We start from the raw sequence: 24,310 nt of genomic DNA on the forward strand, positions 1-24,310 counted from the left end.
CCTCGGGCGCGGAAGGTGCGGGCGGGGACTCTCCCGACCGTCGTCTTCCGGCTCGCCACGCCGTCGCGGCATCGTGCCCTTCGGGCAGGCACCTCCCTCAAAATACGCGAAAATGTTCGGGGTTTGCGCCGTCTCGCTCGTTTGAAAGCCATCGAACGGGAAAGGCATGGGAGCGATCGGCGCTCCCTCGGGCGGGAGCATCGGCGATGACACGCAGCCAGCTGGCAGAGAGGTCGGTGCGATGCCGCCCATTCCCGGCCTGGCTCTGCGGTCGCTCGGCCGTCTTGGGGCTTGCCGTCTGCGGCTGGGCGGTAACGGCCGGGCGCGCGCAGACGCTGCCTGCGGCACTTCCGGCCCAGGAGCAGGCGGATAGCGAGCGTCCGGACGCGCCGCTTTCGGAACAGCCGCCCGACATCGTCGTGACGGGCAAACGCTATGGCGCTGCGGTCATGGATCCCGAGCGCGAGCTCGACGAAGACGAGATCGCGGCCTACGCTCTCAACAGCATCCGCGAGGTGATGTCTGAAGTCGGCCCCCAGATCGACGGCAATAGCGATCGGCCGATCCTGCTCGTCAACGGGCAACGCATCGCCGATCCGCGCGACATCACCAGCTATCCGCCCGACGCCCTGCAACGGCTTGAAATCCTGCCTCCGGACGCAGCCCAGCGTTACGGCTATTCCGCCGGCCAGCGGGTCGTGAACCTCGTGCTCAAGCGCCAGTTCGACAACGGGACGGTCGAACTCGGTGTGGCGGCGCCGACCGCGGGGGGGAGGGTGTCGTCAACCCTCGGGCTGGGACGGGTTGGTATCAGGGACGCGACGCGGTGGAACCTCAGCCTCCAGGCGCGACGCGAGACCCCGCTTTATCAACGCAGCCGCTCGATCCCGGCGGGCACGGCGCCAGCGTCGGCCGGCAATAGCATAAGCGCGGTCGGCGGCGGGGAAATCGATCCGCGTCTGAGCGCGCTGGCCGGCACCATCGTCACCGTGGCGGGCATACCGGCCGTGGCCGGGGGTGGCATGCCGTCGCTGGCCGATTTCGTCGCTACCGCCAATCGTGTCGGTGGTGCCCAGCAGGATGACGAGCGGACATTGCTCGCAGGATCCCAAGGCCTGTCGCTCAATGCCGGTGCGAGTGTCCCGCTCGGACGGTTCAATGCCAGTCTGTCGCTGCGCGCGGACGCGAGCGGCAGCCGGCAATTGACCGGACTGCCCACCGTCTCGCTGGTGCTCCCGGCCGGCAATCCATGGTCGCAATTCGCGGTGCCCATCTCGTTGACACGAGTGCTCGCGGGACGTCCGCTGGCAACGCGGCAATATGCGGTCAGTACGGGTCTATCGGCGAGCCTCAACGGGGAGGTTCGCGGCTGGGCGCTCAGTCTTGCCGGTAATATCGATGCCAGTCGGTCGCGCTCGACGACCGATCGTGCGCCCGATGCCGAGGCATTGCAGACGCGGTTGGACGCGCTCGACATCAGCTTCGATCCCTGGGGAACGCTACCCGCCTTGCCGGTCCGGCGCGACCTCGCGCGCTCGTCGAGCCTGTCCGCAACCATGCGGCTGACGGCCGACCGGGGCCTGGCGGCCCTCCCCGCGGGTCGTGCATCGATCAATATCTCGGCGGGACTTGCCGGCGCGCGGTCTACGGCGCGGGCTGGATCGGACGATGGCCTGGCGACGATGGCGACAAATCGGCAAGCCGATGCGCGGGTCACGCTCAACATCCCGCTGACGGCCAATGGCAAGGCGTTGGGCTTTCTTGGAACCTCGTCGGCGTCGCTTGGGGCCGGCCGCTATCTGTCGACCGGGGCGAGCGCCCGAACCCAGCTCACCGGCAGTGTCGATTGGACACCTTTCGCCGCTTTGCACCTGAGCGCCGGCTATGGCCGTGACCAGTCGGCGCCCAGTAGCGAACAATTGAGCGCGCCGCGCGTCGAAACCGCCAATGTCCCGGTCTATGATTTTGCCCGTCAGGAGGTAGCGACCATCGTCCAGATTACCGGCGGCAATCCGGCGCTCGGCAAGGGTATCAGGCAGAACCTGCGGCTCGACGGGTCGCTGCGGCCGTTCGCCAAGGCCCGCGTGCAGCTCCACGCAAGCTATACGGTGAACGAGGCGGTGGACGGGATCGGGGCATTTCCGAGCCTGACGGCAGCGGTCGAGAAGGCTTTTCCCGATCGTGTCGTGCGAGATGCCGAGGGCCGGCTCCTGTCGATCGATACCCGGCCGATCACCATCGCAAGCGATCGCTCTTCGCAGCTGTCGGGCGGTCTTTCGCTGGGGCTGCCGTTCGGCCCGATGCGCGCCGTCCCGTCTCCGAACTCGCCGGCGCCGCGGGCTTCCTCACCGACCGGTTCCAAGGGTGCGCCGACTTCGCGCCTGGCTGCCCGGCGCGAAGGCTCGCTCCAGCTCAATCTGACCGAGACCCTGGCGCTGACCAATCGCACGCTCATCCGCTCCGGCCTGCCGATATTCGATCGCTTGGCCGGTGACGGGGGAGGGGTGTCGCGCACCACGCTCGGCCTCCAGGCAACCGCCAGCTACAAGGGAGTGGCAATGGCCCTGAGCGGACGCCGGCGTGGCGCGAGCCGCACTCGGGCTGCCGCGCTCGATGGCGCGGGGGACTTGCGTTTTTCGCCTTATGCCGCTGTCGACCTCCGGCTGTCGCTTGATCCGGGGCGGTTCGGGCGCCGGATGCAGCCTGTCGCCTGGTATCGCAAGATCAGGGTTTCGCTCGATGTCACCAATCTGTTCGATGCGCGCCAGCGCGTTCGCCTCGCCAATGGATCGCCGGCACCAGGCTTTAGCCGGGACGAGAGCGACCCGCTCGGCCGCATCGCGAGGCTGAGCCTGACCGGCCGGTTCTAACGGGCCCAAGATCCGTGGCCCGGGGACGTCACGGGCAGCGGACCGGCTAGCACTCCGGTTCGGTCTCCAGCCGCTAAGGTGGCGGCAGGCCGCCCGCGGCCATGGCAAAGGCTCGGAGTGCGGTGGACGCCGATCCTGATCGTTAGCCTTGGTAACCCGACTGCATCGGCGACAAGGAGATGTATGAAAGGGCGACCCGACCCGGACGATCGGCTCCCTGACAAGCCGCACAATGCGAGCGAGGCGGATGCGGCTTCAGGGAGCGCCGCCGCGCGCGAGCCGGGTGCTCCTGATCCTCGCGGTTTCCCACGCGGGACGGTCGCCTTGCGCCACGCGCGCATTCGGGGCGCGGTCGAACGGGGCGAGGATTGGCGGCCGATCGCCCGGACCTGGCTCGGGGTCGATCCAGCGATGAACGAGGCAGCGGCCTGGGCCTGCTGGTGCCAGGCGGTCGCCGAGGCGGAGCTGTTTTGGGAAGGACGCACCACGGCGCCCAGGACGCCATGACGCTAGCCCGGGCGATGCTGCAGCTCTGCGGACAATTGCCTGGGTCATGGCCGATGGGGCTTATCTTCCATCCTGTACCGGCAAGCGGCCTTGTACGATGGAAAGGCTCGTTCAGGCAAAACGCTCTACGGCCGGTGGGGGCCACAAGGCGTTCGCGCTCCTCTCGCCGGTTGTGCCGCAATGGTACCCAGGTTGGGCGGTCCTTGGTGACAAGACGGCCATGGCCTGTCATCCTTGCCGGTGGAGGGAGCGGCCGACCGGCCCCGTCGGGCAGGCGGTACGCTGATGGTGGGGCGTTGTCCCGGTGAGTGTTGCGACCCGCTTCCTGGTTTACGGTAAGCGCGGACTGCGAGCGATCGAGCAGCCGGGCGATGGCGGCGCTACGCTTTATTATGGTGATTTTGGCAAAGGCGTCCGGCGGATCTGGGCACCGCCGCCGGACTTTTCGTCGCTCGAGGAACGCGATCGGCGCCGCGCCTGGCGGCCGCTCCTCCTGTCGGGCGCGATGCATTTCCTGCTCTTCGCTATTTTATTGATTTCGGCCTGGCGCGATGACGCCGTTCGGCCCAAGCCCGACGGTGCGCCGGGCATGGAAGTGACATTTGCCGAGGATGGCGGGCAGCGCCGGATGACGCAATCCGAGGTCAGTCCCGACCCGGCGCATTCGGGCACGGGCCGCGACGAGGTCACCGAGGCGCCGACCTCGTCGCTTGCAACGCCCATTCCCGCCGATGCCTTGCGCGCGCCGAGCGATGTTCCGGTATCCGATGCCAAGGTCGACGCCGGTCCGGCCCCCGCGCCCAGGGCGCCCGTCGAGAGCGATCCCAGCCCCACCGATACCGATAAACCCCGCGCGCGTCCGGCAACCACCGATCGTGCCGATGAGGACCGCTGGGAAGGCGAGGTCCTGGCGCGCCTGCAGCGCAAGCAACGTTATCCCGCCGAGGCGCTGCGTCTTGGCAAGAGCGACGTCGTGATGATCCGCATCACGATCGACCGGCACGGTAAACTCCTCCTTGCCGAGCTCGTGAAAAGCCAGGGGATCAAACCGCTCGATGACGAGGCGATGGCCCTGGCCAAGCGGGCACAGCCTTATCCCGAGCCGCCAAGCTCAGTGGTAGGGGATGCGATCCAGCTGCTCGTGCCGGTCGACTATGAGATCAACAAGAAGAAATAGCCGTGCCGGCGGCATCTATGAGCCGGCGGCACGCGTCTGTCGTCGTTCAAAAGTCGAGCGGCAATTCCGTCGTGAATTTGAGCTGCTCCATCGAGAAGGTCGCGCTGACATCGGTCAGGTCCGCGACCCGGATGATCGCGCGATAGATCTGATTGTAGGCGCTGAGATCGGGCGCGACGATCTTGAGCAGATAATCGATCTCGCCCGTCATGCGGTGAAATTCGACGACCGCGGGCAAGGCGGCGATCTCTTTCGAGAAGCGTTCGAGCCAGGCTTCGGAATGGTTGTTGGTCTTGAGCATCACGAAACCGGTCAGCGACAGGCCAAGGGCTTCCTGCGACAGGAGATGGACCCGCCGCAACAGGATGTCGCCGTCCTTCAGCCGCTGGATGCGCCGCCAGCAGGCGGTCGGCGACAATGCGACAGCGTCGGCGAGGTCGTTCATCGTCTCCGAAGCGTCGTGCTGGAGACGGCCCAGAAGCCTTTTGTCGATCTGGTCAAGATTGATGCGTTGCAAGCCGAATATCCGGAATGGTTTGAGCGCAGGGCCGGTAATCAGGCGAACGATTTGCAAGATACTTTACCGCAATTCAGGGCATTATCAGTCGAAGGCGCCTGCCATCGAATCGCGGGATTGGGCAGGCGCCGATCGACCCATTGCGGACATCCGACCTGGCCGGATGTCCGTGGCGAGGACGGCGATCATGGGTCGCTGCCCGGTCGATGGGGTGGGGATACGGACTTTCGCGTTGAAGCCGTTTTGCGCAATATATTTTTCGGTGTGGCTCGGTGCGTGGTTGTTCGTTCTATTGGGTGACATGTTTATGCACGACGCAGGACCCGGGAGACGATTGCGATGGGGTCGGTCATCGGCCCCGGGGTCGCGGGCCCGAGCCGGGGTGGCTGCCACGTGACGGCGGTCGAGCCCATCGATGTCGGTGCGCTTTTCATTCGCCGGCGCGCGGCGATTGAAAATCATATCAGCCGCTATGTCCGGTGCCGGCAGACGGCCGCCGATCTGGCGAGCGATCTTTATCTCAAGCTCAGACGGGTCGACGCGACCTTCACCAGCGAGCGCGAGGCGGTCACCTATCTCTATCGGATGGCCCGGACCATGTCGATCGACCATGTCCGGATCGAGGCGCGGCGCGGTCAGATCCTCGCCGAGTCAGGAGACGCGCTGGAAACCGATCATTCGAGCGGCCCGGAAAATGTGGCGGCGGCCCGGAGCGACATGCAGATCGTCGAAGGAGCGCTCGGCGAGCTTCCGGAAAAATGTCGCGAAATCCTTTATCTGTCGCGCGTCTATGGCCTGACCCATAGCGAAATCGCCGAGCGGATGGACGTATCGCGCAGCCTCGTCGAGAAATATGTCACCATGGCGCTCGCCCATTGTCGCCAGCGATTGAAGGAAGTGTCCGAACTCGAGGTCATGAGCTCGAAATTGACCGAGCGTGTCCGGCGCGATCAGGCCGCCAAGGCCGGCAACGTCCTGCGCTGGGGACGGCGCAAGGGCTGATCACGCGGCGTCACGCTTGTCCTCGCCCTCATCCTCGTTCGGCAAGGGAATGGCGGTCGTCTGCTTGAACGTCGCCATGGCGAAGGTGGCATTGATTTCGGTAACAGGGGCGACGGCGATCAGCCGGCGATAAAGGCGATCATAGTCGCTTACCCGGCCGATCTGGGCTTTCAGCATGAGATCGCCGCCGGTCACGCGATGGACCTCGGTGATCGCCGGCAGCGCCGCGATCGCCTCCCCGACCCGCTCCGCTTCCTCTTCGCTCGAGCACGCCGTCTTCAGCTTGATGAAGACGAGCGTCCCGGCGCCCAGCTTGGCCGGATCGAGCAGCGCCACCCTCCCGGTGATGACGCCTTCGCTCTCCATCTTGTTGATCCGGCGCCAGCATGGATTCGGTGACAATTTGACGGCCGCGGCGATCTGCGCGAGCCGTGCATTGGCGTCACGCTGCAGGATCGAGAGAATCCGAAGGTCGATCGAATCCATCCTAGATGCTATGCTCCATGTCGGTCGCGCGTCCGCCGGGCGGTCGAGCGAGGTGGGGATCGGTCGATCGCCTCGTCGAGACTGTAACGCGGCAGCAGCGCCAATGTCGCAATCCTCACGGCCTATCATCTCTAATGGGATCGCATGATTGCGCCGCACCGCCCAATGCGAGGCGATATTCGATGCGATTGTGATAGACTTGGCCCGGCTCGAGCCGAGCCGATCCGAGGCCCGGCTGATTGACGCAGTCGGGCAGGCGTTGCGGTTCCAGCACCAGGGCATCGCCTTGGCGATAGAAGCGGCCAGCCTTGCCTATGAGTGTGCCATCGAGAAAGTTTCCCGAATAGAATTGCAGGCCGGGCTGGTTCGACCACAGGCTGAAACCCCGCCCCGAGACGGGCTCCGTGACATCCGCCATCCGGTGGAGATGGCCGCTATCGAGGGGGTCGGTAATCCAGCAATGGTCATAGCCGCGGCCGTTGACGATTTGCGGATCGCGCGCGTCGCGCAGATGCGTGCCGATCGGGCGGCCGTTGCGGAAATCGAACGGTGTCGCGCCGACATCGGCGCGGGCGCCGGTCGGGATGAGGTCGCTCGTCACCGGCAGGAAATGATCGGCGGCAAGCGTGAGGATGTGGTCCATCGCGCTGCGCGACGCGCCCTCGCCTGCCAGGTTCCAGTACGTGTGGTTGCTCAGATTGACGACGGTCGGGCGATCGGTCGTCGCCCAATAGTCGATCGCCAATATGTTCGCCTCGTCGAGCGCGTAGCGGGCGACGACCCCGAGATTGCCCGGAAATCCCTGATCGCCCGCCGGGCTGAAATGGCGCAATTCGACCGACGGCATACCTGCCGCATCGATCGCGGCCACGTCCCAGAGCGCGCGGTCGAAACCGCGAGCGCCGCCATGGAGCGCGTTGCGCCCGTCATTGGCCGGCACCGTGTAACTCTTGCCGTCGATTACGAAGCTTGCGCCGGCGATGCGGTTGGCAACGCGGCCGACCGTCGTGCCGAAAAAGGAGCGATGGCCAAGATAGCCGGCGAGGTCGCCATGACCGAGCACGACATCGACCGGCGTGCCGGTCTCGCCCGGCAGCAGCAGCGACTGCAGGCTCGCCCCATAAGCGATGATGGTCGCCGAGACGCCGTGGCTGTTGGCGAGCGTTACCGCCTCGACCCGGCGGCCATCGTCGAGATGGCCGAAAACGCTGCGGCGCGACGGTGCATGGCCTCGATCGATCTTGCCGCGAAGATCGCTCGCCGGCGATGTCGCCGTCGTCGTGCTACCCCGCATAACGGCACGCGCCGAGGCCGCGCCGGCCTGTCGCGATTTCGAACAGCTTGCCGGCCTCGGGGTCGTCGAGGCCATCATGCGCCGACGTTACGAACAGCCTGTCGAGATTGGGACCTGCGAACAGGCAATTGGTGATTTGCGAAGCGGGCAGATCGATCGCGAGCTCGCGTGTGCCTTCGGGCGTGAAGCGGCTGACGCAGCCCGCACCCCAATGGGCGATCCACAATCCGCCGTCGCTGTCGCAGGTCATGCCGTCGGGCTTGCCCCAATCGGGTTCGAACTGGATGAACGGTTCGCGCGGGCCGAGCACACCGCCATCGCAAGCGAAGCGATAGACCGTCCCGAGGCCGCTGTCGGTGTGATAGAGCCAGGCGCCATCGGGGCTGAAAGCCGGCCCGTTGGTGATGACATAGCCGTCGTCGACCCGCTCGGCGCCGGTTTCCGGGTCGCACCGATACAGGGCGCCGGTCGGACGGTCGCAGTTAAAGGGCATCGTGCCTGCCCAAAGCCTGCCGTCGAGATCGGCCTTGGCGTCGTTCATCCGATTGCCGTCGCGATCGGGCTCGGGGTCGAACAGGACGGTGGTCCGAACGGGGTCGAGCGCGAGCGACACGATGCGCCGGCCGAGGCCGGCGATGAGGCCGCCGCCCCGGCGTTCCAGGACCCAGCCGATCGTGTCGGGCATGTCCCAGCTGCGGACCTCGTCGGTAGCAAGATCGAGGCGATGGAGGCGGCGGTCGAGAATGTCGGTCCAATAGACCGAATTCTGGGTTGGCGACCACATCAACCCTTCGCCAAGCCGGTCGCGATACGTCCGCTCGATCGTGCGCACCGGAAAGCGCGCATGCGTCGCTATGGTGTGCGGGCGCACGGCGTCTTGGGCCTGGCTCGGCTGCCCGCCGCCCGGGGTGCCGGTCATCGTCGCGAGCTCAAATTCCTGGTCGATCATATCGGCTTGATGCGTCCCATCTTCGTCATTGGCCCGGTCAAGGCGGCGCGGCGTTCTTCGTCGGCGCAGCCCGGTTGCGGGCTAGAACGTGCTATCGGCAATCCTGCCGCAATCGGAGCGCCGGCGCGGGACGCGCGCGGCCAATTCGTGCCGGCAGTGTGAGTTTCGCGGGGCTTGGTCGTTTATCCTGCCGTCAAGGACACGCGCGGGAGACCCGAGAGATGCCCGTGATGAGTGAGGCAATGCCGATCGAGCGCGTCGAGGACGCCACCATCGTCCGCGCCCTGATCGACAGCCGTCACGACCTCGTCCGGTTCCTCACCAGCCGGCTCTTCTGCCGCGCAACCGCCGAAGACATTGCCCAGGACGTCTTCATCCGTCTGTCGACCGCCGAGGTCGATGCCCTTCATCCGCGACGCCTCATCTTCCGGACGGCAGCGAATCTTGCCTCCAATCATTGCCGCGATGAGCGGCGCCGGGCCGAGATCCGGCGCGACGGCTTGGCGCCTGAGCAGCCGGTGGTGAACGACCTTCATCCCGAGCGCTTCGCGATCGCGCGCGACGCCTTGTGGCGGCTCGCCGAGGAACTGGCGACCTGGCCCGCCCGGACCCGCGAAATCTTCATCCTCAACCGCTATGACGGCCTCACCCAGCGCGAGATCGGCGAGCGCCTGTCCTTGTCCTCGACGTCGATCGAGCGTCATCTCGCCCGAGCGATCCTCAAGCTGGCGAGCTGGGCCGCGCGAGAGCAGGCCTGACCATGGCCGATAGAGGCTGCTTTGCAGCTTTCCGGATTGGGCTATGCTGTCGGCCATGACTGACGCCCGATCCAGGCCGTCTCGCACGCTCGAGCGCGCCGCGTCGCTCTGGGTGGCGCGGCATTCGCTGGGCCCGCTGTCCGACGAACAAAGAGCGCAGTTCCTGCGCTGGCAGGAGGAAGACCCCGCCCATGCGCAGGCTTTCCAGCGCATGTCCTCGACGCTTGCCGCGTTCGACCAGGCCGGGCCGGTCGTCCGCGATACGCACAAACGGGCATTGGCGACCGAACGGCGCCGACGGCGCGCCGTGGCCGGATTGGGCGTGACGGCCGTTGCCGTCATCGTTACCGTGGTCAATCTCGACGTGCCGGCCCGCTTCGCCGACTTGCGTACGGGACGTGGCGAATCCCGGCAGATGGTGCTCGCCGATGGCAGCAGGCTCTGGCTCGATGCCGACTCGGCGGTCGACATCGCCTTCGACGCCAGGCAGCGTCACCTCCAGCTCGTGAGAGGCCGGATCCATGTCGAGGTCGCGCACGAAGCACGGCCGTTCGACGTGGCGGCCGGTGGCGGCGTGGTGCGCGATATCGGTACCGGTTTCGATGTCGAGCGTGGCGACGGACAGTCGCGCGCGATCGTGACCAACGGGCTGGCATCGGCGCGCGCGAACGGCACGGCGGTCATCCTCCATGCCGGCGAAGGGGCAAGCTGGACCGGTAACGGAGCACCCAGCCGCCTCGAAGGCTCTGCCCTTGGCGACGCCATCTCCTGGCGCGACGGGCGCCTCAGCTTTTCGAGGCGGCCGCTCTCAGAAGTGGTTGCCGTTTTGGACCGGTATAGCAGCCGAAGGCTGGTGCTGCTCAACGCGGCTGCCGGCCATCGTCTCGTCAGCGGTGTGGTGCGCACCCGGCAAGCCGATCGCGACATTGCAGCCCTTGCCCAAAGCCAGGGTCTTTCGACCACGGACATCGGGATCGCGATCCTGCTCCGGTAGCGACCGATCATTGCCTGCCGATGCGCTCCTAACCGGGCCGCGAACATCCCGAGCTCTTGCGCATTCGGGCGCGGTCGCTCGTTTTCATCCCGTCATGACAGTCAGTTGCCGGACAATTGAGCGCGTTTTAGGGTGTCGGACTGGTCATCCCGCATTCGACGTATCGCCCGAATGCCGGTGCCGGCCGATCCTGTTGTGGTGGCCGGCCTAGCGGCGTCGACCTCACCTTTTGCCGTCGCCATCGCCGGCCTCAATTTGTGGAATATAGGCGACGGCCGCCGGGGGCGGCTGTTGGCCGCAATGGGCGAGCAATTGGCCTGCCACGGGCAGCCACTCGCGTGCGCTCGGGATGCCACCCGATGCCGCTGAACCGGCTGATCGAGCAATTTTCCGAACAAGCGGCCCGAACGGATAGCCCGGCCGAGCTCTTCGCGCTCACCGAAGCGGCCGCCCGCGAGCTCGGCTTCTCGCGCGTCGCGCTCGTCCATGGTCTTTCCTTCCGTTGCCCGCGCCGCGGGCTCATCCATCTGGAGAATTTCGGTGAATGGTCCAACGTCTTCATGGAGCGCCGCTATTATCTCGACGATCCGGGATTGCTCGCGGCACAACGGATCACGCACGGCTTCGACTGGTCGGCCATCCGGCAGTTCCTGCCGCTTTCCCCGCGCCAGCTCGCGATCCTCGGCGAAGCCGGCCGGCATGGCCTGCGCACGGGCTATACATTGCCGGTCGGGGTGCTGGGTGAACCGCATGGCTGTTGCTCGTTTGCGACCGAGCGGGCGGTGTTGCCCTCGCGCCTGGAATGCCTGGCGGCATCGCATATCGGGGCGGAGGCGTTTCGCGAGGCTCGCCGGCTGCACGGCTTTCCGGGACGCGCCATGAAGGCGCCGCGTCTCAGCCGCCGCAAGCGCGACTGCCTGCGCTATGTCGCGATGGGCAAGACCGATGCGGAGATCGCCACGATCCTTGGCCTCAGCGCCTCGACCGTCCGCAGCTACATGGCGCTGTTGCGCCGCGACTTCGATGTGGTGAGCCGAGCCCAGCTCGCAGCCGCCGCCTTGCGGCTCGGTGTCATAGACTATGACGATGCAATACCACCGTTTTGACGAATAGTCCGGTCGCGTCCTCGCTGCTCTTTTGGCCCCCGCGACAACTCAAGCGAGGACCATGCGATGACGTTCCCAACTCAATTCCACCCGCCTCTCGAGCACGATCGACAGGCCGCGAGCATGTTTGTCATGACGGCCTTGATGGCCGGCGGCGTCGAACCCGGCGCGCCTTCCATGCCCCGGGCACGGTCCGCGCGATGACTGAGGATATCGGCAATCTCACGGCCGATCTGCTCGGCCAGGGCTATTGCATCGTTCGGGGTGCCGCCTCGGCCGAGGTCATCGCCGCGCTCGACCGGGACATGGAAGAGCATTTCGCGCGCGCTCCTTTCTGCCAGGGCAATTTCTACGGCGAGAAGACCAAGCGCTTTGGTGCGCTTCTGCGCCGGTCGGCGCTTGCCGCGCTTATCGTCCGGCATCGCAAGGTGCTGGCGATCGTCGAGGCGGTGCTGGGCCGCGCCTGCGACCGGATCGTCCTCAACCTCACCCAGGCGATCGAGCTTCATCCCGGCGCCCTTGCCCAGGTTCCCCATCGCGACCAGGATCTTTGGGGCGTCGCGCGCGGGGATGTCGAATATCAGGTCAATGTGATCTGGCCGCTGACGCCGTTCACGGCCGACAATGGCGCCACCTTGCTATGGCCGGGGAGCCATCGCGCCGAGGCCCCCGATCAGCCCGAGGGTGTGCCCGTCGCCGCCGAGATGGCGCCGGGCGATGCATTGCTGTTCCTCGGCTCGATTGTTCATGGCGGCGGCGGCAACCGGACCGAGGAGCGCCGGCGATGCCTCCTGACCGGCTATTGCCTGGGATGGCTTCGCACGTTCGAGAACCAGTATCTCGTCTATCCGCCCGATATCGCGCGGACCTTCGATCCCGAACTCGCGGCCCTGGTCGGCTATGCCCAGCACCGCCCCAATCTCGGCAATGTCGAAGGCCAATGCCCTTCGCGTCTTTTGCGCGAGGGTACGATCGACGGAATCGCCGCCATCGATGCCTTGCGTCCCGACCAGGAGGAAGCGCTCGCGCGCTATGTGGCCGAGCAACATGCGGCCGGGGCGGGGCTGCTCGGCGGATGATCGAGCACGGCAGCGACGCCTTGCCCCAAGCGGCACGCAGGCCCGGCCGATTACCGCCTCGGGCTCGCGTCCCGGGCGGTGTCCGGATCGAGCATCCGGTGGACCGGCAATCCGAAGGCACCGGCCAGGCGCTCGACCATGTCGAGCGAGGCGGAGAAGCGCTGGTTCTCGATTTCGCTCACATAGGAGCGATCGATCTCGGCGACGCCTGCGACGTCTTCCTGCGTCATCCCGCGCGCCTTTCGCAAGGCGCGCAGGTTCACCGCAAGCAGTCGTCGCGCTTCTCCCGCCATGCGCGCGTAGCGAGCGGGCGGGGGTTCAAAAGCCTATAGGATATGTTCCACAAAGGACGGGAGGCGTCGGCAACGTGGATAATTCTTGCAGCGCAAGGCTTCTTTCCGCGCCCAACGCAATTGGACCGGATCGGGATTATTATTTCGGATCAAGCTGTTACGTATTCACCTCGACCAGATCGTTACTGCGGTGAGCGGCGACGCTCATCTCGCATTTTGCGCTCAACCCGCATCGCGCACGACCGGTCGTATCGGCCCGGCCAGGTAAATTCGCTGCGGGACAAGGAGATTGTGGGTGACCTGCATGGCTAGGCTGTCGATCGGTGCGGGCAAGCGAGCGCTGCCCCCGGTGACGTGCCCGGCACAGGGCGGGGCCGCCTGAGCGGCCAATGCCGCCGACACACGCCGTCACCGACCGACTGCCCGATTTTGTGGAATATGTGCGGCGCGCCTGGTTGCGGCGTGCGGACAAAGGCCGTGTTCCCGCAAAGGCCGGCGCATCCCTTGCTGTCGGTCGGCAAGGCGCAGGAGGCATCATGCCTTTCGCGCTGATCGAACATTTTGCCGAGCTCGCAGCCCGCACCACCCGCGCGGCCGACCTGTTCGCGCATACCGAGGCGGCTGCGCGCGAATTGGGCTTTCCTCTTCTGGCACTCGTGCACGGCCTCGCGTTCCGCTTGCCCCAGCACGGGCTGATCGATCTCAACAATTTCGGCAGTTGGGAAGAAACGTTCGTCAGGCGCAAATATTATCTCGACGATCCGGCTCTGCTCGCCGCGCAGCGCACCAACACGGCTTTTGCCTGGTCCGCCATCCGCAAGCTCGTGCCCCTCGGCGACCGCCATCGCCACATTCTTGAGGATGCCGCGCGGCATGGCTTGGGCAATGGCTATACGCTTCCCGTCGGCGTCATCGGCGAGCCGCATGGCTGCTGTACCTTCGCAACCAAGGGGCCCGACCTCCCGCCTGTCGCCAACCGCCGTGCCGCGGCGTTGCTCGGCGCCGAAGCCTTCAACGCCGCGCGGCGACTGCACGGCTTTCCAGCGCGCTCGGCCGCCGTGCCTCTCCTCAGCCGGCGCAAGCTCGAATGCCTGCGATACGTCGCGATCGGCAAGACCGATGCCGAGATCGCCATCATCCTGGGGCTGAAGGAAAGCACGGTCAGGACCTATATGGCGATGCTGCGGAAAGACTTCGACGTCGTCAGCCGGTCGCAATTGGTCGCCGCCGCGTTGCGGTTCGGGTTCATCGGCTATGACGACGCCATCGCGCCCTGACCCAAGGAGCCGTCCTGGCCGGGGGAGGGCTGTCGATCGTCACCGCATTTCGGTTCGGCCGGCTGTCCGATCCTCCAGGAGCCGGGCGGCAAGCGTTCGGTCGAACAATTCGGCAAAATCGATACCGAACGCCTCGGCGAGCTTTTCGACGAGATCGATCGATGCCGAGAAACGCGCATTCTCGATTTCGCTGATATAGGATCGGTCGATTTCGGCGGCGCCGGCAACGTCTTCTTGCGTCATCCGGCGCGCTCTTCGCAAGGCGCGCAGGTTTGCCGCAAGCAATTGTCGCGCTTCTCCCGCCATGCGCGCGAGGCGAGCCGCGGACGCCGATTCTGACTATAGGATATACTCCACAATGCGCGCGGCGAGGGCGATTGAGATCAGGCAGGCCGTCCGACTTGGGAACCTTGAGGGCACCATTTTGCTGTTCGCGTGCAAGGCTTCGGTACCGCCTTTTCGTGCCCGGTGCGGTCGCCGCGCGTCTTGACCGTTCAATACACCGCAAAGAGGCCGTCGGATGCGAGCGGTCTTTCCTGGTTCGAAACACGATGCGAGGTTCTGCGTGACCCAAACAGCCCGACTGCGCGATATCGAGGCCAATGAGCTCAATGAGCTCATCCGTGACAACAAGCCGGTGCTCGTCGAACTCTGGGCGAGCTGGTGCGGGCCCTGCAAGGCGATGCTTCCCGTGCTGGAGACGCTCGCCGAGGAATTTTCCGGGCAGCTCGACATCGTCAAGCTCGAGATCTTCAATCCCGAGATGCCGGGCAACGACGATTGGGCGAAATTGTTCGGCGTGCGCTCGGTGCCGACCTTCATCCTGTTCGACCGCGGCACCGACATTGCCGGCTTTGCCGGCCTGGCGGGGCAGGGCGAGATGAAGGCCTGGCTCACCAAGCATCTTGGCGGCGCCGAGGCGGGCTGACGGATGGTCGCCATGCTCGATGTCGAGTCCGCGGTGCGGGCGCCGCTTGGCGTCCCTCCGCCCGGCTGGGCTCCCGTCGAGCGGGCCGACCGGGTCGCCCGGCTAGGCGCTTCGGCGCGCGACCTGTGGTGGCTGGAAAAGGATGCGATCCATCTCAACCACGGGGGATATGGTGCGTGCCCCAGGATCGTCGGCTACGCCCAGGACATCGAGCGCCGCCGCATCGAGACGCAACCCGATCTCCATTTTGCCACCCGCGTGATGCCAGGGTCCATAGCGAGCCGCGTGCGGGAGGCGGCCGCTGCACTCGCCCGGTTCGTCGGCGCCGAGGCGGGGCGGATCGCCCTAGTAGAGAATGCCACGTCCGGGATCGAGGCGGTGCTCCGCTCCATGCCCTTCAAGGCTGGCGACAGGATATTGCTGACCAATCACCACAATTCGGCGGTTCTGAGCGCGGTCGAGCGCCGCTGCCGGGAGACCGGCGCCCAACCAACCTTGGTCTCGTTGCCCATCCCGTTGAAGCCGGGCCAGGTGCTCGACACGATCGAAACCGCCATCCACCGCCATCACCCGGCACTCGCGATCATCGACCATATTACCGCTCCGACCGCCATCCGCCTGCCGGTCCGCGCGATCGCCCATCTGCTTCATGATTATGAGGTGCCGATCCTGGTCGATGGCACCCATGCTCCGGGACAGATAGCGCTCGACCTGCGCTCGATCCGCGCCGACTGGTATGTGGGCGACGCGCATACATGGCTGTATGCACCCCGCGGCACCGCCTTCCTGCACTGCGCGCCGCATGCCCCAAACATTCCTCGGCCCCCGGTGACCGGGCAAGCCGCCGATTGGGGATTTCCCCAGAGTTTCGATTATATCGGAACGCGCGATTATTCGGCCTGGGCGGCGCTCCCGGCAGCGCTCCAATTCTGGCAGCGGATGGATGCCGCCGGCCTCGACGCGCATTGCGCGAAGGTTCTCGAGGACGGCAGCGTCCATCTCGAACGGATCGGGCTTGTCCCCGCGGCTCCAGCCGGCTGCAGCGCGTTCATGCGGTCGTTCATTCTGCCGCAGCGCGGCCGGACCAGCCGCGCCCAGGCCGACCAGCTGAAGGAAACGCTCTGGCGGACGGCACGCATCCAGGCGAACAGCTTCGCCTTCGGCGACAAATTGCTGCTCCGCCTTTGTGCCCAGGCCTATGTCGAGCCGGACGAGGTGGCGGCTCTCGCGGACGTGCTCGACCGCCGCGGTTGGCCTGGCCGTTGATCCTTTCCGAACCTGCTTGCGGGCCGGCGCGCAGGCGCCGGGGAAGGGCGCGGACCCGCAATGTTTAGCCACGCCGGCGGTACGCCGCGTGGCCTTGGCAAAGGATCAGAGTAGGGAAGGGGGCTATTGGCCGCCGATCGCCATCTGCGGGACGAGCAGGGATGGCGCATTGGCCGCGCCGCGAAATTCCAGATCGGAGCCTGCGACAAGCCCGGCATAGAGGTCGAGGAGATTGCCCGCGACCGTGACTTCGCTCACCGGATAGGCGATCTCACCTTGTTCGAACCATTGCCCGGACACGCCGACCGACCAGTCGCCGGTATGCGGGTTGAGCGACGGACCGAACAGCGCATCGACGAGCAGGCCTCGGCCCGCAGCGCGCATCAGTCCCGCCTGGTCCGTGTCGCCCGGAAGTATCGTCAAGTTGGTCGGGCCGCCGGCATGGCCGGTGCTGGCGAGGCCAAGCTCGCGGGCGGCGGCAAGGTCGGTCATCCAGCCAGTCAGTACGCCGCGGTCGACCAGGGCGCGGCGCTGGGGCGGGATTCCTTCGGCATCGCATGCGCGCGAGGCCTGGCCGCGCACCACGAACGCGTCGTCGGTGAGCGTGATGCCCTTGGCGAAGACCTGGTCGCCCAGGCGATCCTTCAGGAACGACGTGCCGCGCGCGATATTCTCGCCGGTAATCGCGCCAAGCATCGGCTCGATCAGGCACATTGCGATCCGGCGGTCGAAGATCACCGGATGGTTGCCGCTTGCGATCTTGCGCGCGCCGAGCTTGGCGGCCGCATCCATGCCGGCTTCGGTCCCGATCGCGGCACAAGCGGGAAGGTCCGAATGCCACCGTGCGCCCCGGCCCGCGCCGGCAACTTCACGGGCATCGCCGCGTGCCGCCATCACCCCGACGCCGACCCCGAACCGGGTGCCGTCGGAACGGCGGTCGAGTCCGGCCGTGTTGATCGTACGCCCCGTCGCTGCCTCCCAGCTTGCGCCTGCGCTGTCGGTGCTGACGACACCCTGTATCGCGCGCGCCGCCTCCTCGACCTGGCCGGCCCAGTCCTCGAGCATCTCGGGCGTCGGCTCATAAGGGTCGTATAGGGCCAGAAAGGCGTCGTTGCCGGGCCCGACGATCTCGTCGCGGCCGGCCAGGCCATAGAAGGGATTTTCCGGGGCTAGGCGGGTCATCGCGATCACGCGGTCGATGAGCTGGTCGATGTCGGCGCGCGCGAACTTGTTGGTGCCAAGCGTCGCGCGCCGCTTGCCGACATAGGTCGTGACATTGATTGCCGCGATCTCGTCGTGGCGGATGTCCTGGAAGCTTCCGTCGCGCACGTCGACGCTGAGTGAGCGGCTCGCCCGTCCGTCGACCTGGACGTCGCTCGCCCCGGCCTTGAGCGCGCGTGCGGCGACGTCGTGGAGAAAATCGGCGTCGGTCGCCGGCTGCGCTTCGATGATGGTCTCGGTCATGCCGCGACAAACGATCCTTGCGCCGCGATGCCGCAACCAGGGCTTTCGAGTGCGGGGCGAAGGGGTGTCGCACGTTCTGGGCGGAGACGGACAAGACCTTTGGAGTGATCGAATGAGCAATATCGCGCCCGATGGGGCCGATCAGGGGCTGGACTGGGCCGAAGCGCAACGTGTTCTCGCCGACGCCATGCTGGGCGCCGATGATGGCGAGCTCTATTTCGAGGATGGGCGGTCCGAGCATCTGGGCTGGGACGATGGCCGGCTGAAAGGCGCTGGCTACAGTGCTGGTGCCGGTTTCGGGGTGCGCGTCGTGCAAGGGGAGCGTACCGGCTATGCCCATTCGTGCAATCTCTCCAGGTCGGCGCTCAGGCGTGCCGCGGGTGTCGCCGCCCAGGCCAAGAAGGGACGCGAGGCCACGCTCGAACTCTCTCCGGTTCGCGCCAATCGGCTGATCTACCGGAATGTCGACCCGCTCGAAGGCTATGATTTCGAGACCAAGACAAGTTTCCTGGGCGAAATCGACGCCTATGTGCGCAAGCGTCATCCCGAGGCGGTGCGCGTCGAGATCGGCCTCAATGCCGATCGCCGGGCGATCACCTTGCTGCGGCCGGATGGCGAGCGCTTCGAGGACATGCGGCCGATGGCGCAGCTTGGCATCTCGGTGACGCTCGAGCGCAATGGGCGGCGTGAGACCGGCTTTGCCAAGATCGGCGGCCGGCACGATTATGCGCCGTTCTTCGAGCCCGAGCGCTGGCAGGCGCTCGCCGACGAGGCGTGCCGGGTGGCCGGTGTCAATCTGTCGGCGATCGCCGCACCAACCGGCGAGATGGATGTGGTGCTGGGGCCCGGCTGGCCGGGGGTGATGATCCATGAAGCGGTCGGCCACGGCCTGGAAGGGGATTTCAACCGGAAAGGCCTTTCGGCTTATTCCGGCCAGATCGGCGAGCGGGTGGCAGCCCCCGGCGTCACCATTGTCGACAATGGGGCGATCGACGATCGGCGGGGGTCGCTCACCATCGACGACGAGGGCACGCCGACCAGGCGTACGGTGCTGATCGAGGACGGCATCCTCAAGACCTATATGCAGGACCGGCTGAACGCGCGGCTCATGGGAATGTCGCCGACCGGTAATGGGCGCCGCCAATCCTACCAGCATCGCCCGATGCCGCGCATGACCAACACCTATATGGAGAATGGCGACCGCGATCCGGCCGAGATCATTGCTAGCCTCAAGCGCGGCCTATACGCCGTCAACATGGCCGGCGGCCAGGTCGACATCACCAATGGCAAGTTCGTGTTCCAGTGCACCGAGGCCTATCTGGTCGAGGACGGCAAGATCGTGGCGCCTGTCAAGAATGCGACCCTGATCGGCGACGGGCCGCGCGCGATGCGGGGCGTCGAGATGATCGGCAACGATTTCGCGCTTGATCCCGGCGTCGGCGATTGCGGCAAGGATGGGCAGAACGTGCCCGCCGGGATCGGCCAGCCGACCGTCAAGATCGCCGGCCTGACCGTCGGCGGCGCGGGCGCCTGACGGTGATGCTGGGGGACGCGAGCGGGAGCGAGCCGGAACGGCTGTTCCTCTGGCGCAGGGGCGATATCGAGCGACCGGGGACGCTGCCCGATTTTACCATTCTGGGCGATGCGGACGGCAAGAACCGGTGCGTGCGCGGGATCGCCGACCCCTGGCTCGCGGTGTTCACGCCCAAGCGTCCGAACAACATGGCGGCCCTGGTCATTCCAGGCGGCGCCTATTCCGTCGTGATGATGGACAATGAAGGTTATGAGGTCGCCGCCTGGCTTGCGGAGCAGGGGTATCACGCTTTCGTCCTGTTCTATCGTCTGCCGGGCGAAGGCTGGGCCGATCGTGCACGCGTGCCGCTCGCCGACGCCCAGCGCGCGATGCGCGTGATCAGGGGCCAGGCCGAACGGTGCGGCTTCGACGCCGAGCGAGTCCTCGCCATCGGGTTTTCGGCCGGCGGGCATCTGTGCGCGACACTCGCCACTTGTCACGCGCGTCCGGCCTATCCCGCTTTCGATCGCCTGGACGGACTGCCGGCGAGGCCGTGGCTGTCGGCGCTCGTCTATCCCGTCATCACCATGAGCGGCCCGCATGCCTTGCCGGTCTGTCAGCAGCTGTTGCTCGGCGACGTTCATGAAGAGGCCCGCCATGCGGCGGGCGCGCACAACAATGTCGGGCGCGATACACCCGATCATTTCATCGTCCATGCCGAGGATGACGGGCTGGTCGCGGTCGAGCATTCGCTCCTGTTTCGCGATGCGTTGCGCAAGCGGTCGATCGCGGTGTCCACACATCTCTTTCCCGAAGGCGGCCACGGCTTCGGGCTGCAACGGATGGCCGATCCCTCGCTCGCGCTCTGGCCCGAGTTGATGACGCGCTGGGTGGCGGCCGCGACCGAGCGCCTGGCGGTACGCGAACGCGAAGCGGCGTGCGGCTGACGCGCATTGCGGTCGGAGAGATTGCGGCACGTTTTCCCAAAAGTTTCCCGGGCGGTCTGACCGGGCCGTCGCTGCGATGACCGGCGCATCTCGGTGCGCTGTTCCTCCGGCATGGCGTCAGGCGCCGCTCGGATCGGCGCCTCGCGAGGATCGCGGGGCGTCTTCGATTTTGGAGTGAGTTATGGCGTCGGACTTTATCGAGCAGTCGCTCGCATTCAATCATTCGCATCGCATCGCCGAGGATCAGCCGATCCTCTTTGGCATGCGCGACGGCGGGCGGCACTTGCAGTTCGGCAATGATGGTGAGCCTGTCGGCATGCCCTTTCGCGAGATCGTGGTTGCGCGATCGCCGGACGAGGATCCCGATCTGAAAGCGGCAATCGACACGGCAGTCGCCGCGACGTCCGAGCTTTCGAGTCGGCTCGAAAAGGCCGATTACCTGGCCGATTACGTGGCAGGGCTCCTCGCGGAGAATGACATAGGCCGGAACGTCGAGCTGATCGCAGGGCTGGGCGGGACAGGAGAACTGGCCGGCACGGAAGTGTCGCTCGGTGCCCTGATCAGGGCAGGGACGGGTGTTTGCCGTCATCGTTCGTTATTGTTCAAGGTCCTTGCCGACGCTTGCGGTCTGCCCAGCGCGCTCGTCCGCGGCAACTATATGCTGCCCGATGGTTCGGCGGGCGGCCACGCCTGGAACGAGGTCGTGCTCGAAAATGGCGATCGCATCGTCGTCGACGTCATGGGGCATTTCATCGCCGATCTCGCCGACCCGGAACTGCGCGGCTATGCTGACCTTGCCGGTACATTGCTCTACGCGGGCACCGACCAGCCTGTTGGATTTCCGCCCCCCGTCGCCGATCCGGACAGGGCCGATCTCGATGTCATAAGATCGCACCAATGGGTGGAGATCGGCGGTTCCGCCGGCCGGGCGGCCGCAGTGTTTCTTTCGGAAATCGACGAGGCTGAGCGGGCCGCCTTGGTCGCCTCGCTGGCTCGCCTGTCGATCCGAGCGGATGTCTGTTCCCTGCGGCAGCGCGACGAGCCGTCTGAGGTGTTCGAGGTCCTTCGCGTGCGTGGCGCGTCCTATCTCCTCTTGTTGAGGTGTGGTGCAACCACAACGGCACCCGGGGCGTCCGACGGTCCGGACCGGGCGCCAGTGGACTGGCCCGCGCAATCGCTCGAGTACAATCGCTCGCATCGCATTTCCGAGGACCAGCCGATCCTGTTCGGCCTGCGCGATGGGGGCCGGCATCTTCAGTTCGATGCGAATGGAGAGCCTCTCGGCGAACAATTCCGCGAGATCATGATCGCGCGTTCGCCGGACGAGGATCCCGATCTGAAAGCGGTCATGGATCAGGCGATCGCCGGAACGGCGGGCCTGGGGTCGCGGCTCGAGCGAGCCGACTTCCTGGCCGATCTCGTGGCCGACCTGCTGGCCGAGGGCGACCCCGAGCGCAACACGGCGATCCTGGCCGCAATGGGCGGCGAGAAGGGATTGGCGGGCGTACAGGTCTCGCTTGGCGAGCTGATCCGGGCAAGAACCGGCGTATGCCGCCACCGGTCGCTCCTGTTCAAGGTGCTCGCCGATGCCTGCGGGCTGCCCGCGGCGCTCGTGCGCGGCAACTACATGCTGCCCGACGGATCGGCCGGCGGCCATGCCTGGAATGAAATTGTGCTCGAGAATGGCGACCGAATCGTGGTCGATGTCATGGGGCGCTTCATTGCCGATCTGAGCGATGGCGCGCTCAAGGACTATGTCGATATGACGGGGCGGTATCTTTACCGCGATGCACCCCGCCCGGACGGCTTTCCGCTTCCCGTCGAGCATCCGGACGAAAGCGATCTCGAGCAATTGCGATCGCTTGATTGGGTCATGGCCGGCAGCCCTTCGGGCCGCGCCGCCTGCATCATCCTGGACAAGCTCGCCGAGGACAGGCTGGAACGGGTCGTCGCGGCGCTCGACCGGCTCGGTATCAAGCATGACCGTAGTGCGCTCGGCCATCGCGATGGCGATCGCTCCGCGCGCGACGTGCTTCGCGTGACCGGTGCCTCCTATCTCATCCTTGCGCGTACCGGTGCCGCGATCGATGAGCCTGCCGCGCCGAGCGCGCCCGAGCCGGTTCGGTTTCCGATCGAGGCTGCCACGCTCCCACCTGCTTCCCTGCTCGAGGCGCCGGGCGAGCCGCTCGCACAACGCATTCGGATCGTCGCGCCGGCGCGCATCTTGTGGACGAGCAAGGCAGGCGTCTTCAACGTGGAGCAATTGCTGTCGGGTGAGAAGGTGGGACCGGTCGAGCCCGGGATCGAATTGCCGTGCATCCTGCTCGAGGAGAGCGGCGAAACCGGATCGGTGCTGCTCGATTTCGGCCGTGAGCTCAATGGCTCGCTCGAGATCGGCGTGACCGCACCGATCGTGCCGGTCATGGCCTTGCCGCGACTGCGCGTTCGCTTCGGCGAATCCGTCTCCGAGGCGATGAGCGAGCTCGGCGATCGGGCGAGCGGCAACGATTATGCCGTGCGCGATCAGATCGTCACGCTTCCCTGGAAGGGGGCGACTTTGGTGGGGCCCTCGGGCTTCCGTTTCGTGCGCCTGGACCTGGTCGATCCGGTCGCGCCGGTGCCGCTGCGCCATGTCCGGGTCCACGCGGCCTATGCCGATCAGGAGCCGGTCGGCGCCTTCGAATGCAGCGATCCGCAATTGAACGCGGTTTGGGAAGTCGCCGCGTACACGGTCCAGCTCAATTTCCAGACCTATTTGTGGGACGGCATCAAGCGCGACCGGCTGGTCTGGGCAGGCGATATCCATCCGATGGTCGGGACGATCCAGGCGCTGTTCGGGCCGAACGCTGTCCTGCCGCGCAGCCTCGATTTCATTCGCGACAAGTCGCCCCTCGACCGGTGGATGAATGGGATATGCGCCTTTTCCTTGTGGTGGATCATCGTCCAGGAGCGCTGGTGGGTCTATTCCGGCGACCGCGCCTATCTTGAGCGCCAGGGCGATTATCTCGAAGCGCTGATCGGCAAGATCGCCGGCCATGTCGGGGAGGATGGCCGTGAACGCTTCGATGGCGGCATGCGGTTCATCGATTGGCCGAGCTTCGGCGACGAAGAAGCCCTGACCGAAGGCCTCCAGGCGCTCCTGGTGCTGGCATTGGCTGCCGGCGAACGCCTGTTGCGAGCATTGGCGCGCACGGCGCCAGCCGAGCAATGCGAGCAATTGCTCGCTCGCGCCCGATCGGTGCCGGGCGGTGCGAGCGAGGTCCGGAGCGTGCGGGCATTACGGCTGCTTGCCGGGCTTGTTCCCGAGGGTGAGGAGCCGGGGCTTGGCGGTGACGATCCGCGCGGCCTCACCGCCTATCTTGGCTATTACGTGCTCGAGGCCATGGGACGGTCCGGAGACATGACCTCTGCGCTCGCTTTGGTTCGGGCATTCTGGGGAGCGATGGTCGATCGCGGAGCGACGAGCTTCTGGGAAGAATTCGATGTCGAATGGCTCGAAGGTTCGGGCCGGATCGATGAACTGACGCCCGAGGGCATGCGGGACATTCATGGCGACACCGGCCGGTTTGGACATGCCGGTTTTCGCAAGAGCTTGTGCCATGGCTGGTCGGCCGGGCCGGCGGCTTTCCTGACCGAGCATGTTCTCGGCATCCGGCCGCTTGAGCCGGGATGCGCGCGGGTAATGGTCGCGCCCAAGCTCGGCGATTTGGACTGGGCGCGCGGCCGCTATCCGACGCCTCATGGCATGATTTCGGTGCATCATCGCCGCGGCGCCGACGGCACGGTGATTTCGCAGATCGAGGCGCCCGAAGGTGTCGAGATCGTCCGGGAGGAGCAGGCGCCCGAGTACCTCTAACCCATTCGGCCGGGTGGGGTTTCCCTC

General features: G+C 66.2%; 21 protein-coding genes. 14 read left to right on the forward strand and 7 right to left on the reverse strand.

Going from position 1 to position 24,310, the window contains the following annotated elements:
* Nucleotides 1-206 precede the first annotated feature (206 nt).
* The 3 genes from Q0L25_RS14370 (at nt 207) to Q0L25_RS14380 (ending at nt 4,554) form a co-directional block, all read left to right on the forward strand.
* Nucleotides 207-2,870, forward strand: a complete 2,664-nt coding sequence (locus tag Q0L25_RS14370) for a hypothetical protein (protein WP_296615364.1) — start codon at nt 207-209, stop codon at nt 2,868-2,870.
* 183 nt (nt 2,871-3,053) lie between these two features.
* The gene (locus Q0L25_RS14375; protein ID WP_296615366.1) at nt 3,054-3,377 is read left to right on the forward strand and encodes a hypothetical protein; all 324 of its coding nucleotides are present in this window, start codon (nt 3,054-3,056) and stop codon (nt 3,375-3,377) included.
* A gap of 304 nt (nt 3,378-3,681) precedes the next feature.
* A complete protein-coding gene (locus tag Q0L25_RS14380; RefSeq protein ID WP_296615368.1) occupies nt 3,682-4,554 on the forward strand; it encodes an energy transducer TonB in 873 nt (290 codons plus the stop codon).
* Between the two features lie 46 nt (nt 4,555-4,600).
* On the opposite strand, the gene Q0L25_RS14385 is transcribed toward Q0L25_RS14380, so the two are convergent.
* Entirely contained in the window at nt 4,601-5,071 is a 471-nt protein-coding gene (locus tag Q0L25_RS14385; RefSeq protein WP_296615370.1) for an Lrp/AsnC family transcriptional regulator, read from the reverse strand.
* 339 nt (nt 5,072-5,410) lie between these two features.
* Between Q0L25_RS14385 and Q0L25_RS14390 the strand changes: the two genes are divergently transcribed.
* Nucleotides 5,411-6,073: an RNA polymerase sigma factor gene (locus tag Q0L25_RS14390; protein WP_296615372.1), complete on the forward strand. Its 663-nt coding sequence runs from the start codon at nt 5,411-5,413 to the stop codon at nt 6,071-6,073.
* On the opposite strand, the gene Q0L25_RS14395 is transcribed toward Q0L25_RS14390, so the two are convergent.
* The 3 genes from Q0L25_RS14395 to Q0L25_RS14405 all read right to left on the reverse strand — a co-directional run bounded on the left by Q0L25_RS14395 (nt 6,074) and on the right by Q0L25_RS14405 (nt 8,802).
* On the reverse strand, nt 6,074-6,559 hold the full coding sequence (locus Q0L25_RS14395; RefSeq protein ID WP_296615374.1) for an Lrp/AsnC family transcriptional regulator: 486 nt from the start codon (nt 6,557-6,559) through the stop codon (nt 6,074-6,076).
* A gap of 115 nt (nt 6,560-6,674) precedes the next feature.
* Nucleotides 6,675-7,853 (reverse strand): aldose epimerase family protein, encoded by a 1,179-nt coding sequence (locus Q0L25_RS14400; protein WP_296615376.1) that lies wholly within the window; start codon nt 7,851-7,853, stop codon nt 6,675-6,677.
* Entirely contained in the window at nt 7,843-8,802 is a 960-nt protein-coding gene (locus Q0L25_RS14405) for an SMP-30/gluconolactonase/LRE family protein (RefSeq protein ID WP_296615379.1), read from the reverse strand. Before Q0L25_RS14405 ends, Q0L25_RS14400 begins: the two co-directional genes overlap by 11 nt.
* A gap of 221 nt (nt 8,803-9,023) precedes the next feature.
* Here Q0L25_RS14405 and Q0L25_RS14410 point away from each other — a divergent pair, with 221 nt between their 5' ends.
* From Q0L25_RS14410 to Q0L25_RS14425, 4 genes are all read left to right on the forward strand, one after another.
* Complete coding sequence (locus tag Q0L25_RS14410; RefSeq protein WP_296615380.1) at nt 9,024-9,560, forward strand: sigma-70 family RNA polymerase sigma factor; 537 nt, start codon at nt 9,024-9,026, stop codon at nt 9,558-9,560.
* A 55-nt stretch (nt 9,561-9,615) separates the two neighbouring features.
* Nucleotides 9,616-10,554 (forward strand): FecR domain-containing protein, encoded by a 939-nt coding sequence (locus Q0L25_RS14415; protein ID WP_296615382.1) that lies wholly within the window; start codon nt 9,616-9,618, stop codon nt 10,552-10,554.
* A 359-nt stretch (nt 10,555-10,913) separates the two neighbouring features.
* Nucleotides 10,914-11,660, forward strand: a complete 747-nt coding sequence (locus tag Q0L25_RS14420; RefSeq protein ID WP_296615384.1) for a LuxR family transcriptional regulator — start codon at nt 10,914-10,916, stop codon at nt 11,658-11,660.
* 200 nt (nt 11,661-11,860) lie between these two features.
* Nucleotides 11,861-12,739, forward strand: coding sequence for a phytanoyl-CoA dioxygenase family protein (locus Q0L25_RS14425; protein ID WP_296615386.1), 879 nt, complete (start codon nt 11,861-11,863; stop codon nt 12,737-12,739).
* A gap of 50 nt (nt 12,740-12,789) precedes the next feature.
* On the opposite strand, the gene Q0L25_RS14430 is transcribed toward Q0L25_RS14425, so the two are convergent.
* Nucleotides 12,790-13,032: a helix-turn-helix transcriptional regulator gene (locus Q0L25_RS14430; RefSeq protein WP_296615396.1), complete on the reverse strand. Its 243-nt coding sequence runs from the start codon at nt 13,030-13,032 to the stop codon at nt 12,790-12,792.
* A 536-nt stretch (nt 13,033-13,568) separates the two neighbouring features.
* Here Q0L25_RS14430 and Q0L25_RS14435 point away from each other — a divergent pair.
* On the forward strand, nt 13,569-14,309 hold the full coding sequence (locus Q0L25_RS14435) for a LuxR family transcriptional regulator (protein WP_296615398.1): 741 nt from the start codon (nt 13,569-13,571) through the stop codon (nt 14,307-14,309).
* Between the two features lie 39 nt (nt 14,310-14,348).
* Here Q0L25_RS14435 and Q0L25_RS14440 read toward each other — a convergent pair whose 3' ends face one another.
* Nucleotides 14,349-14,615 (reverse strand): helix-turn-helix transcriptional regulator, encoded by a 267-nt coding sequence (locus Q0L25_RS14440; protein WP_296615400.1) that lies wholly within the window; start codon nt 14,613-14,615, stop codon nt 14,349-14,351.
* A 259-nt stretch (nt 14,616-14,874) separates the two neighbouring features.
* Between Q0L25_RS14440 and Q0L25_RS14445 the strand changes: the two genes are divergently transcribed.
* Both Q0L25_RS14445 and Q0L25_RS14450 read left to right on the forward strand, forming a co-directional pair.
* Entirely contained in the window at nt 14,875-15,237 is a 363-nt protein-coding gene (locus Q0L25_RS14445; protein WP_296615402.1) for a co-chaperone YbbN, read from the forward strand.
* Between the two features lie 12 nt (nt 15,238-15,249).
* On the forward strand, nt 15,250-16,503 hold the full coding sequence (locus tag Q0L25_RS14450; protein WP_296615404.1) for an aminotransferase class V-fold PLP-dependent enzyme: 1,254 nt from the start codon (nt 15,250-15,252) through the stop codon (nt 16,501-16,503).
* A gap of 123 nt (nt 16,504-16,626) precedes the next feature.
* Here Q0L25_RS14450 and Q0L25_RS14455 read toward each other — a convergent pair whose 3' ends face one another.
* A complete protein-coding gene (locus Q0L25_RS14455) occupies nt 16,627-17,967 on the reverse strand; it encodes a TldD/PmbA family protein (RefSeq protein ID WP_296615405.1) in 1,341 nt (446 codons plus the stop codon).
* A gap of 112 nt (nt 17,968-18,079) precedes the next feature.
* Here Q0L25_RS14455 and Q0L25_RS14460 point away from each other — a divergent pair, with 112 nt between their 5' ends.
* The 3 genes from Q0L25_RS14460 (at nt 18,080) to Q0L25_RS14470 (ending at nt 24,283) form a co-directional block, all read left to right on the forward strand.
* The gene (locus tag Q0L25_RS14460) at nt 18,080-19,501 is read left to right on the forward strand and encodes a metallopeptidase TldD-related protein (protein WP_296615407.1); all 1,422 of its coding nucleotides are present in this window, start codon (nt 18,080-18,082) and stop codon (nt 19,499-19,501) included.
* Nucleotides 19,502-19,506: 5 nt separating this feature from the next.
* Nucleotides 19,507-20,427 (forward strand): alpha/beta hydrolase, encoded by a 921-nt coding sequence (locus Q0L25_RS14465; RefSeq protein ID WP_296615740.1) that lies wholly within the window; start codon nt 19,507-19,509, stop codon nt 20,425-20,427.
* A gap of 181 nt (nt 20,428-20,608) precedes the next feature.
* The gene (locus tag Q0L25_RS14470; protein WP_296615408.1) at nt 20,609-24,283 is read left to right on the forward strand and encodes an EDR1-related protein; all 3,675 of its coding nucleotides are present in this window, start codon (nt 20,609-20,611) and stop codon (nt 24,281-24,283) included.
* Nucleotides 24,284-24,310: the final 27 nt, after the last annotated feature.

The organism is Sphingomonas sp., from assembly GCF_024508665.1.
Taxonomy (GTDB): domain Bacteria; phylum Pseudomonadota; class Alphaproteobacteria; order Sphingomonadales; family Sphingomonadaceae; genus Sphingomonas.